The following is an 18,859-nucleotide window of genomic DNA, read 5'->3' on the forward strand; positions in this document are numbered from 1 at the left end:
CCAAGCATCCTCTATTCTCGTACATCGTACGGAATTGAGGAGGGGAACCATGTCCACACCCACACCCACGCCCGACGCCGTGGCCGCATCCGCCTGGGCGCCACCCGCAGGTCGACCGCCGCTGTCCGCACGGATGATGAGGGCGCTCTGGCGGGGTCTGCCGGCGAAGCGGCACGCCGTCGGATGGGAGCCGGGGCTGGTGGTGCCCGCCGCCGACGGCAGCCCGTTGATCACCGACCACTACTTCCCGCGCGCGGAGGGCGACCTCCCCACCCTCCTGGTCCGCTCGCCGTACGGCCGGGGCCTGCCGTGGTCTCCGATGTACGGCCTGCTCTTCGCCGAACAGGGCTTTCACGTCGTCCTGCAGAGCTGCCGCGGCACCGGCGGTTCGGGCGGCGCGTTCGACCTGTGCCGCAACGAGGCCGCGGACGGCCGGGCCACCGTCTCCTGGCTGCGCGGGCAACCCTGGTTCAACGGCACACTCGGAACCGTCGGCCCCAGCTATCTGGGGTACGTGCAGTGGGCCCTCGCCCTGGACCCGCCGCCGGAGCTCAAGGCGATGGTGGTGCAGGTGGGACTGCACGACCCCTACGGCCTGTTCTACGCGGACGGCGCGCTGCGCCTGGAGAACGCCCTCGCCGTCGGCGTGGGCATGACCTACCAGCACCAGGGCATGGCGCCGTTCCTGAGGGCGACCCTGCGCCTCCAGCGCCGCCTGCGCGCCGTCACCACCGCCCGGCCGCTGCGCGGGGCATACGCGTCCGCCCTCGGCGGCGAGATTCCCTGGCTGGACGACGTGATGTCACACCCCGACCCCCATGACCCCTACTGGCACGGCGCGTCCCTGGACCGGTCGGCGGAGCGGCTCCGCGTGCCCACGGCCCTGATCACCGGCTGGCACGACGCGCTGGCCGACCAGACCTTCGAGCAGTACGGCCGGCTGCGTCGGGCCGGCTGCGAGACCGCCCTGCTCGTCGGCCCCTGGACCCACACCTCCGCCCTGCAGCAGGGGTGGCCCGAGGTGTTCGCGGAGAGTCTCGCCTGGCTGCGCGCCCATCTGTGCGCCGACCCGTCCGGCCTGCGTCCCACCACGGTGCGCGCGCATGTCGGCGGTGAGAACGCCTGGCGGGACCTCGACGACTGGCCGCCGGCCGAGGCCGCCACCCCGTGGTACCCCGCCCCCGGCGGCCGGCTCATCCGGCAGGCCCCGACCGACTCGGCACCGCTGACGACGTTCCGCTACGACCCGGCCGACCCCACCCCGTCCCTGGGCGGCCCGCTGCTCTCCCGCACCGCCGGTCCCCGGGACAACAGCAGGCTGGAGGCCCGGGACGACGTCCTGACGTTCACCGGTCCGCCGCTGACCGAGCCGGTGGACGTCCTGGGTCCGGTCTCCGCGCGGCTGAGCGTCTCCACGGACACCGGGCACGCCGACGTCTTCACCCGCTTGTGCGACGTGGACGCGCAGGGCCGCTCCGTCAACGTCTGTGACGGGCTGGGCCGCCTTCGGACGACCGGAGACGCGCCCTCGCAGGTCGCCGTGGCGATGAGCGCCACCGCCCACCGCTTCCCCGCCGGGCACCGCATACGCTGGCAGATCAGCGCGGGCGCCCATCCGCGCTACGCCCGCAACCCCGGCACCGGCCGGTCCCCGGTGGCCGCCACCACGTTCACACCCGTGCGCATGACCCTCCACACGGACTCGGCACTGCTGCTCCCCGGCGGCTCCGGGCTCGGGTGACTCGTCAGCCCCGGGGAGTGGCCGGCGAACAGTCCCGGGGAGCGGCCGACGGGCCGGGCCGCCGTCCGGTCCGGCTCGGGGTCATCCGGACCCGTCGGCCGCCGGCGCGGGCGCGGCGTAGTGGAGGATCGGGTCGAGCAGGCCCGGGAAGCGGGCGCCGAGGTCGTCGGCGCGTACGCGGATCCGCCGGTGCCGGCCGTCGACGGTCATGCTGTCCCGGTGGTGTGCGGGTCGCGCCCCGCACGCGGGTCCGTCAGCCTACGACCGGCTCGACGAGCGCTCCAGTTCCGCCTCCAGCCACTGGACGACCTCCGGGGTCGCGGGGTCGGTGATGTCGTCGTACGCGTCGTGCTTCGACAGGTAGGCCGCCACGAAGGGGCAGACGGGCACGATGCGCATGCCCGAGGCGCGCACGTCGTCGAGCGCCTCCCGGATCAGCCGGCCGGCCAGGCCCTGGCCCGTGTACGCGTCGTCGATCTCCGTGTGGAAGAAGACCCGCTGCCGGTCGCGGTCACGATAGGCGGTCAGGCCGGCGCGCTGTCCGCCGACGTGGATCTCGTAGCGGTGCCGGGTGTCGACGCGTTCGACGGTCGGCGTGGTGTCGGTGTCGGTCATGGTCGGAAGTCCTTTCGGTTGCCGGGGGTCAGCGGCGGGGCGGGTTTCCGCGTGGCCTGAGGATGCTGTGGGGCAGTTCGGGGGCCGGAAGGCGTTCGCCGTCGTACCCCTCGACCGTGCCGAAGCGCGCGGAGGCGTTCTGCCAGTCCTCCCGGGCCCGCGCGATCTCCTCATGGCCGCGGCCGATGAAGTTCCACCACATGACGATCTCTTCCTCGAACGGTGTCCCGCCGAGCAGCACGCACCGTGCCCTCTCATCCGATGCGTTGGCCAGGGTCAGCGTGGTGTTCCCCTCGGCGGCGAATCCCAGCTCCGCCGGGGCCAGCAGGGTGCCGGCCAGGCGGACCGGGCCCGTGTCGACGAGGAGACCGTGCTCGAAGGAGGGGTCCACCGCGAGCGTGACGCCGGCTCCGGGCTCCAGGAGGACCTCCGCACCGAGCAGGGGAGTGAAGGACGACACGGGAGAGGTGACTCCGGCCAGCGAACCGAGGAAGACCCGGATCTCGGCCCCGTCGACACGCACCGGCTCGGGTACGTGGTGCTGGAAGTCGCGCCCCGTGTTCCTGTGCCGTTCCGGCAGGGCCACCCACAGCTGGACGCCGTGCAGGACCGTGGTCCGGGAGGTCGAGACCTCGCTGTGGCTGATCCCGTGCCCGCCGGTCATGAGGTTCAGTTCGCCGGGCCGCACCAGCGCGTGGACGCCGTGGCTGTCCCGGTGCTCGATCTCGCCGCTGAACAGCCAGCTCACCGTCTGCAGACCGGTGTGCGGATGCGGCGGAACGTGCATGCCGCCGGTGACGGCGACGTCTTCGGGGCCGTAGTGGTCGGCGAAGCACCACGCGCCGATCGTGGTCCTGGAACGCTGCGGCAGGGTGCGCCGTACCTTCATCGCCCGGGGGCCGCCGAGCGGGACGTCCCGCGGGGTGAGGACGTCGATGTCCGGGTCGTTCCCGGCCCGTGCGTCCTCGGCCGCGGTGACGCCGAACGACTTCGCAAGACTCTTCTCGACATCGCCCACCGGGCGTGTCTCCTTTCTGTGAGGTGCCGTCGGCCGTCGGCCGTCGGTCCCGGTCCCGGTCCCGGTCGCGGCGAGGACGAGGGCGCCCCGGTGTCCTCCGGTACGACAGGGTCCCCGGACGTGCCGAAGGCGTGGGGGGACTTCCAGGCGGGTGCCGGGGGGCGAGAAGACGATGGCCCGGTCCTCCTGACGCCGGCCGGTGAGGGTGAGCCGGACGTGGTGCTGCGCGCGATGCTCGGACCACGAGGCGACGACGTGGCTCTCGATGAAGTGGCCGGGATCCTGGCCGTCATGGTACAGGCCCCAGGTGAGGGCACCGGTGCCCCGCCGGGCCCGGGCCACTTGCCCCATGCCCCATGCCCTATGCGCTCCGCGAAGGGGGTGACCTCAATAGGCCCACGACCGCGGCGCGGTCGTACGAGCTGCCCGCGCCGGTACGGACCCAGGCACCCGCCCGCCTCACAGGGCGACGGGCGGGCAGCCGCATCCGGAATCCGTCAGGGGGCCGGCCGCGGGTGAGGCGTCCCTTCTGCCGGGGGAGCCGCCCGGTGCAGAACCACGCGGGTCAGCAGGCCACTCACCGGCCCGATGACGACCGCGGCCACGGAAATCCACACCGGCCAGGGGGTGACGGCCAGCGCGTGGTCCGCGGACCACCGCCCCGGCCCGGTCAGGGCCAGCGCGGCGGAGACGACGACGAGGACCAGGGGGTACTCGTAGCCGTCGTTCTGCACCCAGAGTCCGTTGGGCCACTTCACGGTGCCGGCGACCGTCATCACGCCCATGGCGGCCATCGCGGCCAGCGGGGTGAGCAGGCCGGCCGCCAGGAACAGGCCGGCACCGATCTGGCCGGCTCCCGCGGTGAGGGCGGTGAGCCGGCCGCCGCGGAAGCCGTCCGCGCGGAATTCCTCGGTCCCGCCTGCCAGTCCCTTGCCTCCCAGGTGGAAGCTCACCTTCTGCACACCGTGCCCGGCGACGAGGAGTCCGGTCACGAGCCGCAGGATCAACAGTCCAGCGTCCATCAAGTCCCTGCCTGTTCCTGCCTGTTCCTACGTGTCCGTGGTGGGGGTCAGCCCGCGGCGTGGGCGCCGATGACGGCCTGCGCGTAGACCATGCCGAGACCGTAGGCGCCGCCGTGCGCCTTGACCACGTCGCCCACCGCGGCGTACGTCCCGGTGCGGGCCCAGTCCCGCTGGAGCTCCAGGAGCACCTGCACCCAGGTGACGGGGACGGCACCGGCCTGGATCATGCGCTGTACGGCGTGCTCGTGGGCCTGCGGGCTGACGCCGCCGGACGCGTCGGTGACGACGTAGACCTCGTAGCCCTGGGCCATCGCGGAGAGGGCCGGCAGGACCACGCACACCTCGGTCCACAGACCGGCGATGACGAGCTTCTCGCGGCCGGTGGCCTTGACCGCCTCGACGAAGTTCACGTCCTCCCAGGCGTTCATGGTGCTGCGGTCGATGATTTTCTGCTCGGGGAAGACGTCGGCCAGCTGCGGCATGAGCGGGCCCGAGAAGGACTCGGCGGCCACGGTGCTCAGGACGACCGGGACGTCGAACACCTTCGCGGCCTTCGCCAGGCCCACGGTGGAGTTGACGATGGCGGTGCGGTCACCGCTGCCGGTGCCGAAGAACATCTGCGGCTGGTGATCGACGAACAGCACCGCGCAGTTGTCCGGGGTGAGCAGGTCGGGGCTGGGGGCGGCGGTGACGGCGGCGATGTTGACCATGGCGAGGTGCCTTTCTCGGGAAAGTGACGGCGCGGACGATCACCGTGCCGTGCGGAACCGTCCGAGCGGACGGAGCCGTGGACCGGAAGGAGGGCCCGGCGGGCGGGAGGCTTCCGGTGGTTCAGAGGTCGAAGCAGGGGTCGAAGGGGGTCCCCGTGGCCTCGGGGGCCAGGCCCCGCGCGGTGCGCCACCGGCGGTGCCGCTCCGATTCGGCGACGGCTTCGCCGAGCAGTTCCGCCTGCCGGGCGCCGGAGAGCGCCGTACGACGGGAAGCCTGATAGCCGCCGAAACGCGCGACCGGGCTCCAGGCCGGTACCGGCGGGAGTTCCTCGTCGAGCCCCTCGTACTCGGCGGCGGCGTAGACGATGCGGCCACCCGTCACGGTCAGCAGCGACTCGATCCCGGCGATCTCCGGCTCGGCCACCGTGAAGTAGTCGTCGGACAGCACCGCGAGGTCGCCGTAGCAGCCGGGCCTGAGGACGCCCTTGACGTCGTCCTCGCCGGTCAGCTTCGCTCCGGCGTGGGTGAACATCGTCAACGCCGTCCGCCGGTCGACGCGGTTGGCCGGCGGGCGCAGCGTGAGGTCGCCGACGGAGCGGCCGCTGACGAGCCAGTGCAGGGCGACCCAGGGGTTGTAGGTCGAGACGCGGGTGGCGTCGGTGCCGGCGCCCACCGTCATGCCGCGGTCCAGCATCGCCCGGATCGGCGGGGCGTCGGCGGCCGCTCCCGGCCCGTAGCGTCGCAGGAACGCCTCGCCCTGGAAGGAGAGACGGTTCTGCACGGACATCGCCCCGCCGAGGGCGTTGATGCGGTCGAGGCTCTCCACGGACACGGTCTCCGCGTGGTCGAAGAGCCACCGGTTCCCGGCGGGGAACAGCCCTTCCGCGGCGAGCTTCTCGAAGACGCCGAGGTCACGGCGGATGGTCTCGTCGTAGGTGGCGTGCAGCCGGAATCCCCAGCCGTTCTCCATGAGGAGACGGACCGCCTTCTCGAATTCCACCTCGTAGCCGGAGGAGAGTTCCGGGCGCGGCTGGGTGAAGTTCTCGAAGTCGGCCGCCGCCCAGGTGAGGTTCTCACCCGCGCCGTTGAGCCGCAGCCATGCGTCCCCGTCCTCGGGCCGGGCCGTTTCGATCCAGCGGGTGAGGTCGTCGATCTCCTGGCCGGGTGTCTGCGGGAAGAGATGGTAGGAAATGCGCATCGACAACCGGCCCGCCTTGGCCAGTTCGATGACGGTCGAGTAGTTGTCGGGGAAGTTCTGGAAACCGCCCGCGGCGTCGATCGCCGAGGTGAGGCCGAACCTGTTGAGTTCGCGCAGGAAATGACGGGTGGACGTCTTCTTGTCCTCGCCCTCCAGCACCGGCGCCTTGGCGAGGGTCGAGTAGAGGATGAGGGCGCTGGGAGCGGCCAGCAGCATGCCGGTCGGCTCACCGCCGCGGCCCCGCACGATCTGGCCCCCCTTGGGGTCGGGCGTGTCCTTGGTGAAGCCGGCGGCCTTGAGCGCCGCCCGGTTCAGCACGGCCGACTGGTACAGGTGCAGGACGAACACGGGCGTGTCGGGGGCGGCGGCGTTCAGCTCGGCCACGGTCGGCAGCCGCCGCTCCGCGAACTGCTCCGCCGACCAGCCGCCGACCACCCGGACCCACTGGCCCTTGGGCGTGCGGGCGGCCTGCTCCCGCAGCATCGCCAGTCCCTCACGGAGGCTGCGCACGCCGTCCCAGCGCAGTTCGAGCACGTAGTTGAGGCCGCCGCGTATCACGTGCAGGTGGGAGTCGTTGAGGCCGGGGATCACCCGGCGCCCGAGCGCGTCGACCACCTTCGTCTCCGGGCCGATGTGCCCGGCCACGTCCCTGTCGTCGCCGATGACCGTGATGACGCCGTCGCGAATGCCCAGCGCCTCGGCGTGCGGACGTGCCGGGTCCCCGGTGTGGATCTTCGCGTTGCGGACGACCAGATCGGCGGCGTCCTCGACGGGCCGGGGAACCAGCCCGCCGACGGGCATTGTTGACATCTTCTGGGACTCCCTTGGGGAAAAGCGGCTTCGACCCGCTGCGTGGCGCGGCAGGCGGGACCCGGCGACGTCGGCACCGGGGAAGGCATCGCCGATGGAATCGGACGGCGATCGGCCCGCCGGCACACGGCGAGGCCTCGAGAAAAGCGAGGTCACACACCGGACGGTGCGGGGGCGACTGCCGCACCGTCACGATAGGCAGGCCCCGTCCGGCGCGATCGCACGCGAGTGCACTGGACTTCGCCTCAGCGCGCACCGCTCTCCTGCGACGTGGAACGTCCGGCAAGAGAAGGTCCCGGCGGCCGGTGCGCGGCGGGGACAGGAGCGGTGCACTCTCGGAGAAGACATCGCGCTGGACGGGATTACCGTCGGGAAGGTCACTCCGGAATGCTCGACGCCCCGCGCGGGACCCATGCCGCCGGTGCCGCGATCACACTGGCCGCCGACACCCTCCACGCAGCCCTGCACAGCGCCTGACCAGATCCGGGCCACCGGGCGGAACCGGCCGCACGGACGAACCCGGTTCCTCCGCGCGGCTTTGCCCGCGCCGTGGCGCTCCGCCGTACGCCACCGGGGTGTGCGGCGTGTTCGCCGGCGGCGGCATCACCGGTGGGCCCGCGCTTGATCGGCGCACGGGCCCGGTCCCGGTCTTGGTCCGCGCCCGGGCGAACCCGGACCCGGAGCCCGTGCCGATCCGTACCGTTCCCCGAGCGGAACCTCACAGGAGAACCCGTGCCTCACGATTCCGAACCGCCCGAAGAGCCGACCCACCAGGCCGGCAGGCACTTCGAGCGGGACCTGCGCCCGATGACCCGCATCACCCTCCGCCCCATCGCCACCCCCATGCCGGTCGGCTTCTTCTCGGTGGCGATCGCCTCGTTCATCGTCGGAAGCATGCAGCTGGGGCTCCTGGGCGAAGACGCCCACCTGGCGGTGGCCCTGACCGTCTTCCCGGCCTTCGTCCTGCAACTGATCGTCGGCATCCTCGCCTTCGGAGCGCGGGACGTGCTCGCCGCGACGCTGATGGCCTGCTTCTCCGGCACCTGGCTGGCCAGCTCCCTCGTGCTGGCGTTCGACCCGCCCTCGGGCGTGCGCGTGCTCGGCGTGCTCAACCTCGTGTTCGCCGCCTTCGCCCTCATGATGGCGTCCGTCGCCCATCGGAAGCGGTCGATGTGGCTGGTCCTCTGCGTCGCCGTCCCGAGGTTCGCCGTGGCCGCCCTCGCCAACCTCACCGGCGTCGCCTGGCTCGGCCACATCTCCGGAGCACTCGGCATGCTCCTGGCCCTGGCCGCGCTGTACGCGGCGTTCGCCCTCATGCTGGAGGACATGAGGGGCGAGGAGGTCCTGCCCGTGGGCCGCCGGGGCCCCGCCCACGACGCCGTGCAGGGCAACCTGGCGGTGCAACTGCGCGACCTGGAACGCCAGGCGGGCGTACGACGCACTCTGTGAGCCTGTGAGCGGGGCTCCGCCACAGATCCGGTACGAGGCCGGACCTCGCCCCCTGTGCCGCGTGCGGGAGACCTCCAGCACATGACCTACGTCGTACGGGGCCTGGCCGGTGGCCGAGCGGGCCCTCGGGCAGGCCCGTGGGGCCGGTCGTCCTGTGCGTGGCTCAGTCGAACAGCGGCGCCAGCGCGGCCTCGCCCGCCAGGATCCGCCATGCGGGTACCCGCAGCGTCCGGCTCACCGGACCGGCCTTGGCCCCACGTCCCCCGGAGGGCAGTCCGATGAGCAGGTCGCCTCGCGCGTGGACGAGCCTGAGGTGCCGCGCGGGGTCTTCGCCCAGCCTCGGTCCGGGGTCGACCAGCACCGCCGTGTTCTCGCCGGCGTCGGTGAACACCAGATCCACCGGGTGACCGCCCACCAGGGCGGCCCGCTCCAGATCGGTGATGCCACGTCCGGTCAAGTACCGCTGCAGCCGGTCGGCGAGGTCTTCGAGGGCCTCGGTCACCGGTCCGGGCGGGCCGGCCTCGGCCGTCGTGCCGTCGCCGCCCGCCCCCAGCGGCGCCGAGCGCGCGGCGAGGAGGGCCGGCAGGCCGCTCTGTTCCTGCCAGAAGGCGAGACCGCCCACGGTGATCAGCTGTGACTTGGCCCGGGTGACCGCCACGTTCCACAAGTTGACCTGGCTCGCGACCCAGTGCGTCGTACGGGGCGGTGTGTTGGGCGCCGCGACCGGGCTGAGCACCATCACGTCGCGCTGTCCGCCCTGGAAGGTGTGCACGGTGCCGACCCGGACCCGGTCGTCGTCCCGCCACATCCGGGCCAGTGCCTCCTTCTGCGCCCGGAACGGCGTGACCACTCCCACGGTCGCGTCCGGCGCGAGCCCCGCCAGCAGCCCGTCGACCACGCGCCGTACGGCCTCCGCCTCGGCCGTGTTCCGCCAGGACCGCCCGTCGCCGCCGCGCGCCGACTCCCCGGAGGGCACGTCGACCCAGCCGAGCACCGGTGCCGGGTCGGCCGCGCCCACCGGGTCGTGTCCCGGCACCTGCCGCCGCACGTCGGTCAGCACCCGCAGACGGCCGCCGTAGCAGTGGCCGTTGACCACGTCCGCGATCCGCGGGTGGCAGCGGTAGTGCTCGTCGAGGAGCAGCGCGCCGTCACCGTGCTGTTCGGCGGCGTGGTACGAGGAGTACACGTGGTAGGCGAGGCGGCGGTGTTCCAGCTGCGCGGCGCTCAGTCCGGCCCGCGTCCGCGCCTGCTTCTCCTGCTGTGGTGACACACCGGGGATGTGCCCGAGCTGCATGGGGTCGCCGATGATCAGCGCCCGGCGGGCCCGGAACAGCAGCGGCAGCACCGACGGGATGGAGCACTGGCTGGCCTCGTCGATGACGACGAGGTCGAACAGCTTCGGGGCGAGTTCGAGCCGCCCCACCGAGTGGGTGCTGACGGCCCATCCCTTGATGTGCGTCATCAGGTTCTTCTGGCTGCGCTGGTAGCCGGAGCGGCGGCGGAGCGCCTGGAGCCGCTGGTTCATGAGCCCGGTGGCCCGTGCCAGGGTCTCGGCGGACAGCGCGCGGGACAGTTCCGCCGACAGGCCGGACAGCGCTTCCGCCGTCGCGGCCCTGGACGCCTTCAGGCCCTCCTCGTCCCACTCCCCGTGCCGGCGCACGAGTTCCCGCACCTCCCGCTCCACGGACACGATCCCGGCCAGGGACTCCAGCAGCTCGGGCGGCACCGGTCGGCTCCTCGCCCAGGCCGGCCACGCCGGTCCGGACTCCTCGGGGAGCTCCGCCACCGCCGCGACCAGCGCGGCGAGCGCCCGTCGACGTCGCCACTCCCCGAGCTGCCACCAGCGGGCCCCGGCCGTCCTGCGAGCCCGCTGCGCCCACCGGTCCAGCGTGTCCGGGCCGTCCGCGTCCGCCGCCCAGGCCCTTTCGAGGAGGGGCAGGGACAGCTCCAGCCCGGCGGCCCGTTCCGCCCGGTCGCGGAGCAGTTCCACCAGCCGCGTCTCCTCGCGGACGCGATGGGCGGCCTCCGACCGCAGCCGCTGCGCCGTGCCCCGGGTGGTGCGCAACTCGCCGCCCACGGTGGCCGATCCGCGGCGCGGCGCCTCGACCGGTTCGGCGAGCAGCCGTTCCAGCTTGGCCGCCTCCCGCTCCAGCGCCTCCGTGTTGCCCGTCCGCATCAGCAGACCCGGCGCGATGCCGTCGCAGCGCTCGGCGACGACGTTCACGGCCTCGTTGTTCGTGGAGGCGACCAGCACCGACTGCCCCGCGGCGACGCAGGTGGTGACGACCGCCGTGACGACCTCGCTCTTGCCCGTGCCCGGCGGCCCGGTCGCCACCGTCAGCGGCTGGGTCATCGCCGAGGAGATCACCTGCTCCTGGCTCTCGTTGCACGGCCCCGGAGCCACCGGAGCCACCGGAGCCACCGGGGCAGCCGGGTCCGCAGCCGTGGCGGTGGTGGCCGGCGCCCGCCCGGCCCCGCCGTCGAGCAGCGCGCCCAGGGCGGTGCCCGGGATCTGCTCGGTCCGCGTGGAGATCTGGAGCAGGTTGTCCACCAGCGCCTGGGTGGCCATGGCCTCCGCGCCGGACGGCACCAGCAGCACGGCCGCGTTGTGCGCGCCGGGCCGCAGCGCCTGCCTGACCGTGCGCCCGCTGAGCGCGGACGGGTCCAGCGGCTCGAGTTCCGGCAGCCCCAGCTTCTGGAGCAACTCCCTGATCGCGCGCAGCATCTGCGCGTCGTTGCCCTCCTGCCAGGCCGGCTGCCAGTGGGCCATCAGGTCGGCGGCGTCGTCCGCGTCCAGGAACTCGGAGACGACCCCGCTGTGCAGGGACGGCACACCGCTGGGCCGCAGCACGTCCCGGCCGTCCTCGTCCGGCGCGAGCTCCATCTGCTGGACGAGCAGCGGCGCCAGCTGCACCGTCGCGCGCCGCCCCCGGCCGCCGTCCCGCGCGGGCAGCGTGATCGCCGGATACCCGTACCAGTACTCCTGCCGCGTCCCCGCCTCGGTGCCGGACCCGGCCCGCCCGCCCTGCGGCCGGGGCAGCGATCCGGGCGCGACGATGTGCGGTCCACGGCCCGACTGGATGGTCTCCTCGCCCTGGGCCAGCAGGAAGTACTTCTCGTTCAGGCCGCTGTCCCGGTCGGGCCGCATGCCGGCCGCCGCCTGCGCGGTGAGGCAGTCCGCGTAGTAGCGCAGCAGCCGCCGCGCATCGACGCCGTCCCGTTCGTCCGCTTCGGCCAGCGCCCGGGCCTTCAGCAGCGCGGGGGAGCGCCGGGCGGCCTCGGCGGCGTCGTGCGGGAGCGCGGGAAGGTGTACGGGCCGCGCCACCGACCGGGCGAAGGGGAGGCTGCGGGTGGCCCTGATCGTGGACTTGGTGGGCCGCTGCTCCTCCGGTACGCCGTTGCGGGCCATCTGCGCGGTCAGGTAGTCGAAGAGGTCGTCCGGGGTGATCCAGCCGCCCTCCTTGATCCGGCCGTTGCGCAGCCCCTCGACGATCTCCCCGGTGAACCGGGAGGTGCCGAGGCCGGAGCCGGGCGGCGCCATCGCGGAGGCCGCCTGGAGGGCGTCGGACGCGGTGATGAAGTACACGCCGGTCGGCCGCAGCAGTGTGCTCGCCGCGGGCCGGTCCGGTTGTGCCGAAGGCCCCTTGGCGGTCCAGCCCTGTACGACGGATCCGCTGGAGCAGCAGTCCAGCAGGACCAGTTTGGAGGCGGCCCGGCAGGACTGCAGCGTCCGCTCCAGGAACTGTGCCGGTACGGCGGTACCCGGCAGGTCGGCCGGATCGGTGTCCCGGGTCAGGAAGTACAGCTGGCCGTCCTGCTCGCAGTACTCGCCGTGCCCGCTGAAGTAGAGCAGTGCGGTCTCGCTGGGCTGCCGGGCCTCCAGGAACGTCTCCACGGCGTGCAGCATCTCCGCGCGCGTCGGCTCGGCGGCCATCGCGCACTCGTTGTACATGCCGATCTCGGTGTTCTCCAGGACGGCCCGCATGTAGTGCAGATCGGCGCGTACGGCCGGGAGGTCGGCGTACGCCTCGCTGTCGTACGTGGAGACGCCGACGAGCAGGGCGTGACGGTCGTTGTCGGTCATCGTCGCTCAGTCCGCCGTCGTACCCTCGTCGCCGCCGTCCGCGAGGAACCGCTCGATCAGCGTGTCGTCCTCGCGGGCCTCCTTGCCGGTGAGATGCAGGACCGCGCCGTCGGGCCGCTTGACCACGATGGTGCGCTGAGGGACCCGCGCCAGCCACGTCTGCACCAGCCCGACGACGAAGGAGCCGGCGCTCAGCAGCACCCCGACGGTCTCGGCGGACGGGCCGCCCTTGTCGTCGGCTCCCACCGGGCCGCCTGGCGCGGGCAGGTCGAGCCTGGCCGTGGAGTCCGCCTCGGCGAGCACGGCGAGCAGTTCGCGTGCCTCCTTGCGGGCGCGCAGCGGGTCCTCGTCGACGACGGAGATCCGGTATCCGGTGTGATGGTCGGGCATGGCGTTCTCGTGCTCCCCGTGAGTCCAACGGCTCCTTGCCGGGCGAACGACACTAGCGCCCGGCACTGACAACGCAGCCCCCGTTCGCCGTTGCCTCGCAGGTCGTTGGCGTGAAAGTGCGTGCCGATGGCCGGGGCCCGTGCGTTCCCCCGCCGGGTCCGGTCCCGCGCGGCTCCGCCCGGACCGTCTTGCCCGGCGCGCCCGCACGCGGGGTGACCGCCCGGCGGGTAGCCGGCTCGGGGAGATCAGCAGACGCCGGCCGGACTCCGCGTCACCGTCCCGGCGCACATCACCACGTCGACGCCGGCAGCCCCGCCGGAGGCGAGGTCCGATTCCCGCCAGCGGGCGGACCCACCCGCCCGGCACAGTGACCAGGACGACGCGCCGCCCGCACCGCACGCCCCCACTGCCCGCGCGAGGAGCCCATGCATCTGACCGTCGAACCGAGGGTGCTCTACTTCGGCACGCCCGTGGTACTGCTGAGCACGTCCAACGAGGACGGCTCGGCGAATCTGGCGCCCATGTCCTCCGCCTGGTGGGTGGACCAGTCCTGCATGCTGGGCCTGGACGAGACCTCGCACACCACGAAGAACCTCATCAGTACTGGTGAATGCGTGCTGAATCTCGCCTCGTCGGACCTCGTCGGCGCGGTCGACCGCCTGGCGCTGCTCACCGGCTCGCCTGTCGTGCCCGAACACAAACTGCGCAAGGGCTATCGGTACGAGCGGGACAAGTTCAAGGCGGCGGGACTGACCGAGACGGCTTCCGAGAAGGTACGTCCGCCGCGGGTGGCCCAGTGTCCGGTCCACTTGGAGGCCGTCGTCGACCGCGTCCATCCGTTCGGGGAAGACGGCTCCGGCCTCGTGGCCGTGGAGGCACGCGTGGTCCGGGTCCACGTCGAGGAAAGCCTGCTGGTGCCGGGCGAGCGTCGCCACATCGACGCCGACCGCTGGGACCCCCTGATCATGAAATTCTGCGAGTTCTACGGCAACAGCCGAAACGTACACCCGTCCCGCCTGGCCTCGGCCTGGGCAATCCCCGGCCCCACCAGCGCGAACACCGGCGCCTGAGCACAGCGCCGGCCGTGCGTGGTGGGAAACAGGGCCTGGCACCTTTGTGACCTGCGGTATGTGTACCCGTGTACCCGTGAGAGTCCCTCACTTGCCGTGGACAGACTTCGCCGTCTCGGGCGAGCTGATCGCTACGGGGAGCTCCTTGCCGCTCTTCGGCGGCGCGGTGTCCGCAAGGGTGGGGCGTGGTCGTCCGAAGACGAACTTGATGGCCGATTTTCGGCGTTCGGTGCAGCACTACGCCCACTGCTCTGGGTCTGGTCGATATCGCGAGCGGCCGAGATTCGCGCATCGTCGTCCGAATCGCGATCAATCAACGGCCCCTTTGGCATGGGAGGTTGATGGTACAAGTGACAGCGGGTCAGGTCGGGGACTGCCTGAGTAACTGTGGAGTCATCCGCTGGGATGAACTTGGGGGATTCATGACGTTCGAGCAAGAGTGGGCCGAGCTGCGCGCGGCGGCGGCCGAGCGGACTGCCATGCGGATCGACAGTGCTCCGGCCGACGGTGGCGTAGGCGGTGGGAGGAACGACCTGGTCGTCAATCGGGACGACCTCGGTGCTGTCGGCAATGACGCGTACGCCCTGCTGGGCCGGCTGACGAAGGAGGGCGACATCGCCCGTTCCTCCACGCTCGACGCGGCGACGGCGCTGACCAACGGGAACTTCGCGAGCGGTTCGGCCGTGCTGAAGGTGCACGACTACTGGGAGACCCACCTGAAGACACTCCTGGACGCCTGCGCGCAGATTTCGAACCACCTCGATTACAGCAAGGCCCAGCACGCCAAGGACGAGGCCAAGGTCGAGGGGGATCTGAAGAAGATCTCCGTGCTCACGGAATACATGAAATAGGGCCCGGGGGAGTACGCGCGACATGCTGAAGTACGAGGACATCATCGATGCCCCGGTGGCGAAACTGAAGGCCGCCGCCGACGACTGGTCGGAGATGGCGAAGAAGCTGGACAAGCTCGCCACGGACGCCGCCGACGGGATGAAGGCGAAGGCGGACAGAGCGGCCTGGGAGGGCGTCAACGCAGGGGTCACCAAGGCGTTCATCGGTAAGACGGCCAAGGAGATCGCGGACGCGGCGGCCGAGGCCAAAGGTGTGCAGCTGATCCTGGAAGAAGGCTACGCGGCCATCAAGAAGGCCAAGGACGACCTGGTCAACATCCGGGACCACGAGGGGCCGGCGGCCGGTATCCGCGTGGACGGCAACGGCAAGGTGACGGCGCGGAAACCGTGGTCGCAGAACCGCGTGGCGCAGCACGACCCCGACTACGGCAGGCTTCTGCGGGAGGAGAAGCGGAACATCGAGTCGTGGCAGAAGCGGATCGACCTCATCGTCGACAACTGCAACGACACCGATGTCGCCCTCAAGAACTCCCTCGAAACCAACGTCACCGACCGCAAGGACTTCAACGCTCCGACATACACGAAGCTGGACCAGGAGGAAGCCGCCCGCGCGGTCGCTCTGGCGGCCAAGGGGCGGGACATCACACACGCCGAACTTCAGCAGCTCAACGACCTGTTACGGGGCAACAGTTCGTCGGTTGAGTTCTCCAAAGGCTTCTACGAGAAGCTCGGCCCCGAGAAGTCGCTCGCCTTCTTCGGCCAGCTCTCCACCGACACGTACGAGTACGGCAAAGCCGACGCCGAGCGCCTCAAGGACGTCCAGGAACTCCAGAAAAACCTCGGCCTCAACCTGGCCGCCGCCTCCCACGACAAGGAGTTCACCGACAAGTGGGGTCCGGAGCTCCGCAAGTTGGGTACGGAGCGTATTCCGCTGGCCAAGCACGACTACGGCGGCCCGTTCGGTTACCAGCTGCTCGGCGGGATCATGCGGTACGGGGACTACGACGCGAAGTTCCTCAACCCGATCGCCGAACACGTGGCGCAGTTGCACGCGAAGAACCCGGACATGTTCGCCGAGAACAAGGTGGTGAACAGTCCGTTCAAGAACCCGTACAACCCCTCCGGAAGGAACGGGGCCGGCTACGACCCGGCCACCGCCATGCTGGAAGCGCTCGGCAACAGTCCGGAAGCGGCGAAGAAGTTCTTCACCGACCACCCGACCGCGTACAACGAAGACGGCACGGTCAACCACGGCGCCACGGCCGACCTCGGAAAGAACAAGGACGGCGAGACGATCGGCAACTACTTCGACTTCTTCACCGACGAGGAGTGGGAGTCCTTCCCCGACGTCAACTCGCTTGATGACAAGGAGAACAGGGCGGCGCTCGACCAGATGCCCGATGCCTTGGGCCACGCCTTGGAGGCCGCAACCCTCGGCTACCCGGCCGGCCACCCGGACGCCGGCGTGGTACGCGACGCGGACAACGCCGCGGTCATGCGGAAGGTCATGGAGAAATACGCCGATGACCCGGCCCTGCTCAAGGAGCACCACCAGGCGATGGCCGACAGCCTGGGCGTCATGGGCGCCGGCTACATCGACGACATCAACTGGGCACTGGACAGGAACGATCCGAACAGTGTGTTCACGCCGCGCAAGAATCCCGACGGGCACGTGAACTTCGCGGACACCGTGGACGGGAACGGGCGGAGCGTCGTCCGCGGCTTCCTCAGCACCCTGGGACAGCACCCGGACGCCTACGCGACGGTCTCGGCCGCGGAACAGGTCTACACCCGCAGCGCGCTGGAAGAGACGGTGGGCCCGGACGGGAAGATCAACGAGGAGGGTACTGCCAGGGCCAGGGCGACCGTGCGCGTAGGCGCCGAGGTGCAGGGCATGCTCGACCAGTCCCGGGCCGACCAGGTGGAGGCGACGAACCTCAAGCTCCACGAGGACTACGAGAAGGCGGTTGCCAAGCGGGCGGGCTGGATCGAGTTCGGGGCCACGGCGGGCGTCGCGGCGGGCGTGGCCTTCCTGCCCGCGACCGCTGCCGTGGGCACGGCCGCGGTACTCATCCCGCTGGCGACCGATACCGCCAGTAGCGCTGCCGAACAGGTCATCAGCCAGATGGTCGGCAACATCTCCGACAACTCGGTGGATGAGTACAAGGAGAAGATCGAGGATCTCACCGACATCGAGAAGAAGAAGATCTACTCCGCCGGTGAGAGCATGGCTGAGGCCCCGATGCAGCAGTTCCTGCTGCATAACGGAAAGGACCTTAGCAAAGACTTGTTCGCGCAGGACCTGCACGAATCGATGCTGATCGGCTACGGGGTCGGGAATGACCGGCAGAAGCAGCAGGGCAACGGCCCGGAGACCGGCTGAGGCCGGTGGACGGCCGAGGAGACGTGAGGATGCGAACAGTGATCAGTCGTGGGTCGGTACGCGGGGGACTCCTTGCCGCGGCCGTGGCCGGCTCGTTGTTGCTCGGGGTCACGGGTTGTGGGGAGGACGGGGGCAAGGACGGAGTTCCGAAGGACTATAAGGTCGTCGCGGGGACGCAACTCTGCGGTGGCCACGCCATGTCCGCGGATGCGGCCAAGGCCCTGAAGGCGATCACCGGGTCATCGCGGTTCGAGGCGTCGTCGAGGGAGTACACGGTCGCGCAGACCGCGGCGAACCTCGTCGCGGGGCCCCCGAGCTCCACCATGTACAACGACGCCTGCCGCGTCTTTACGCCCATCGGCACGCCACATTTCGAGCTCAGAATCACCTGGCGACTGGCCGAGGGTGCCCCGACGGACGGTCCGGCGGCCCCGAAGTTCACCGTGCTGAAGATGGGTGAGGAGACCTTGGCGGCGGCGGACAAGGCATACGTCCGGTTCGCGTGCCGGAGCCCCAAGTTTTATGACCCGTCGGAAGTGGCCCATATCGAGATCGGCGTTGAACGCTGGGGCATGCCCAAGCCCCCCGAAGGTGACATCAAGGCGCTGAAGAACGCCTACGCGACCGTGGCCCACTCCTTCTCGCTGGCCATGGCCAAGCGGCGGGTAACGGGGCGGGCGTGGCCTTCCTGCCCGCGACCGCTGCCGTGGGCACGGCCGCGGTACTCGTCCCACTGGCGACCGGTACCGCCAGTGGCGCTGCGGAGCAGGTCATCAGCCAGGTGGTCGGCACCATCTTGAATCGATGGTGATCGGCTACGGGGTGGGCAACGACCGGGAGAAGCAGCAGGGCAACGGCCCGGAGACCTGCTGAGGCCGGTGGACGGCCGAGGGACGTGAGGTGCGGACAGTGATCAGACGTGGGTCGGTACGCGGGGGACTCCTCGCCGCGGTCGTGGCCGGCTCGTTGCTTCTCGGGGCCACCGGTTGTGGGGAGGGCGAGGACAAGGACGGATTGCCGAAGGACTACAAGGTCGTCGGCGGCACACAACTCTGCGGTAGCGATGCAGTGTCCGCCGACGCGGCCAAGGCCCTGAAGGTGATCACCGGGTCCTCGCGGTTCGAGGCATCGGGGAAGGAGTACACGGTCGCGCAGGCCGCGGCGAACCTTGGCGAGGGGTTCTTGGACCATGGGGACCTCTGCCGTGTCTACATGCCCATCGGCACCCCGTATTTCCAGCTCAGAATCACCTGGAAGCTGGAAGCCGGCGCCCCGACGGGCACCCCCGCCCCGAAGTTCACCGCGCTGAAGATGGGAGAGCGAACCGTGGCGGCTGCGGACAAGGCGTACGTCTTCTTCGCCTGCCGGAGCGGCAAATTGCCCGACCCGTCGGGAGTAACCCACATTTTCATCGGCGTCGAACGCTGGGGCATGCCCAAGCCCCCCGAAGGTGACATCAAGGCGCTGAAGAACGCCTACGCGACCGTGGCCCACTCCTTCTCGCTGGCCATGGCCAAG

At 71.0% G+C, this 18,859-nt stretch carries 14 protein-coding genes and 1 pseudogene; 7 read left to right on the forward strand and 8 right to left on the reverse strand.

Annotation, left to right across the window (positions count from 1 at the left end):
• Positions 1–136 precede the first annotated feature (136 nt).
• On the forward strand, positions 137–1,741 hold the full coding sequence (locus tag IH25_RS0115200) for a CocE/NonD family hydrolase (RefSeq protein ID WP_245172797.1): 1,605 nt from the start codon (positions 137–139) through the stop codon (positions 1,739–1,741).
• 81 nt (positions 1,742–1,822) lie between these two features.
• On the opposite strand, the gene IH25_RS42820 is transcribed toward IH25_RS0115200, so the two are convergent.
• The 6 genes from IH25_RS42820 to IH25_RS0115230 form a co-directional block, all read right to left on the reverse strand.
• Positions 1,823–1,951, reverse strand: coding sequence for a hypothetical protein (locus IH25_RS42820; protein WP_280842484.1), 129 nt, complete (start codon positions 1,949–1,951; stop codon positions 1,823–1,825).
• Positions 1,952–1,999: 48 nt separating this feature from the next.
• A complete protein-coding gene (locus tag IH25_RS0115210; RefSeq protein WP_030609208.1) occupies positions 2,000–2,356 on the reverse strand; it encodes a GNAT family N-acetyltransferase in 357 nt (118 codons plus the stop codon).
• Positions 2,357–2,384: 28 nt separating this feature from the next.
• Positions 2,385–3,293 (reverse strand): pirin family protein, encoded by a 909-nt coding sequence (locus tag IH25_RS41915; protein ID WP_245172798.1) that lies wholly within the window; start codon positions 3,291–3,293, stop codon positions 2,385–2,387.
• Between the two features lie 578 nt (positions 3,294–3,871).
• Positions 3,872–4,396, reverse strand: a complete 525-nt coding sequence (locus tag IH25_RS0115220; RefSeq protein WP_030609215.1) for a DoxX family protein — start codon at positions 4,394–4,396, stop codon at positions 3,872–3,874.
• A 47-nt stretch (positions 4,397–4,443) separates the two neighbouring features.
• Positions 4,444–5,106: a hydrolase gene (locus tag IH25_RS0115225; protein ID WP_030609217.1), complete on the reverse strand. Its 663-nt coding sequence runs from the start codon at positions 5,104–5,106 to the stop codon at positions 4,444–4,446.
• A 121-nt stretch (positions 5,107–5,227) separates the two neighbouring features.
• Positions 5,228–7,114: an amidohydrolase gene (locus tag IH25_RS0115230; protein WP_030609220.1), complete on the reverse strand. Its 1,887-nt coding sequence runs from the start codon at positions 7,112–7,114 to the stop codon at positions 5,228–5,230.
• 732 nt (positions 7,115–7,846) lie between these two features.
• Between IH25_RS0115230 and IH25_RS0115240 the strand changes: the two genes are divergently transcribed.
• Positions 7,847–8,563 (forward strand): GPR1/FUN34/YaaH family transporter, encoded by a 717-nt coding sequence (locus IH25_RS0115240; protein ID WP_030609223.1) that lies wholly within the window; start codon positions 7,847–7,849, stop codon positions 8,561–8,563.
• A 163-nt stretch (positions 8,564–8,726) separates the two neighbouring features.
• Here the strand turns inward: IH25_RS0115240 and IH25_RS0115245 are convergent, their stop codons facing one another.
• Together IH25_RS0115245 and IH25_RS0115250 are read right to left on the reverse strand one after the other, a co-directional pair.
• Positions 8,727–12,647, reverse strand: a complete 3,921-nt coding sequence (locus tag IH25_RS0115245; protein WP_030609226.1) for a caspase, EACC1-associated type — start codon at positions 12,645–12,647, stop codon at positions 8,727–8,729.
• Positions 12,648–12,653: 6 nt separating this feature from the next.
• Entirely contained in the window at positions 12,654–13,037 is a 384-nt protein-coding gene (locus IH25_RS0115250; protein WP_030609229.1) for an effector-associated constant component EACC1, read from the reverse strand.
• Between the two features lie 425 nt (positions 13,038–13,462).
• On the opposite strand from IH25_RS0115250, the gene IH25_RS0115255 reads away from it, so the two are divergent.
• The 5 genes and pseudogenes from IH25_RS0115255 to IH25_RS0115275 all read left to right on the forward strand — a co-directional run.
• Positions 13,463–14,107: a flavin reductase family protein gene (locus IH25_RS0115255; protein ID WP_030609232.1), complete on the forward strand. Its 645-nt coding sequence runs from the start codon at positions 13,463–13,465 to the stop codon at positions 14,105–14,107.
• Positions 14,108–14,529: 422 nt separating this feature from the next.
• Positions 14,530–14,958, forward strand: a complete 429-nt coding sequence (locus tag IH25_RS0115260; protein ID WP_030609235.1) for a hypothetical protein — start codon at positions 14,530–14,532, stop codon at positions 14,956–14,958.
• A 22-nt stretch (positions 14,959–14,980) separates the two neighbouring features.
• Positions 14,981–17,341 carry a hypothetical protein gene (locus IH25_RS0115265; protein WP_030609237.1) on the forward strand — a complete coding sequence of 787 codons (2,361 nt, stop codon included), beginning with the start codon at positions 14,981–14,983 and terminating at the stop codon, positions 17,339–17,341.
• A gap of 652 nt (positions 17,342–17,993) precedes the next feature.
• Positions 17,994–18,214: pseudogene (locus tag IH25_RS43205) on the forward strand (hypothetical protein); the annotation flags it as partial.
• A gap of 81 nt (positions 18,215–18,295) precedes the next feature.
• The coding region (locus tag IH25_RS0115275; protein WP_245172795.1) for a hypothetical protein at positions 18,296–18,859 on the forward strand (564 nt) is incomplete at its 3' end.

It is taken from the genome of Streptomyces achromogenes subsp. achromogenes (assembly GCF_000720835.1).
Taxonomy (GTDB): Bacteria; Actinomycetota; Actinomycetes; order Streptomycetales; family Streptomycetaceae; genus Streptomyces; species Streptomyces achromogenes.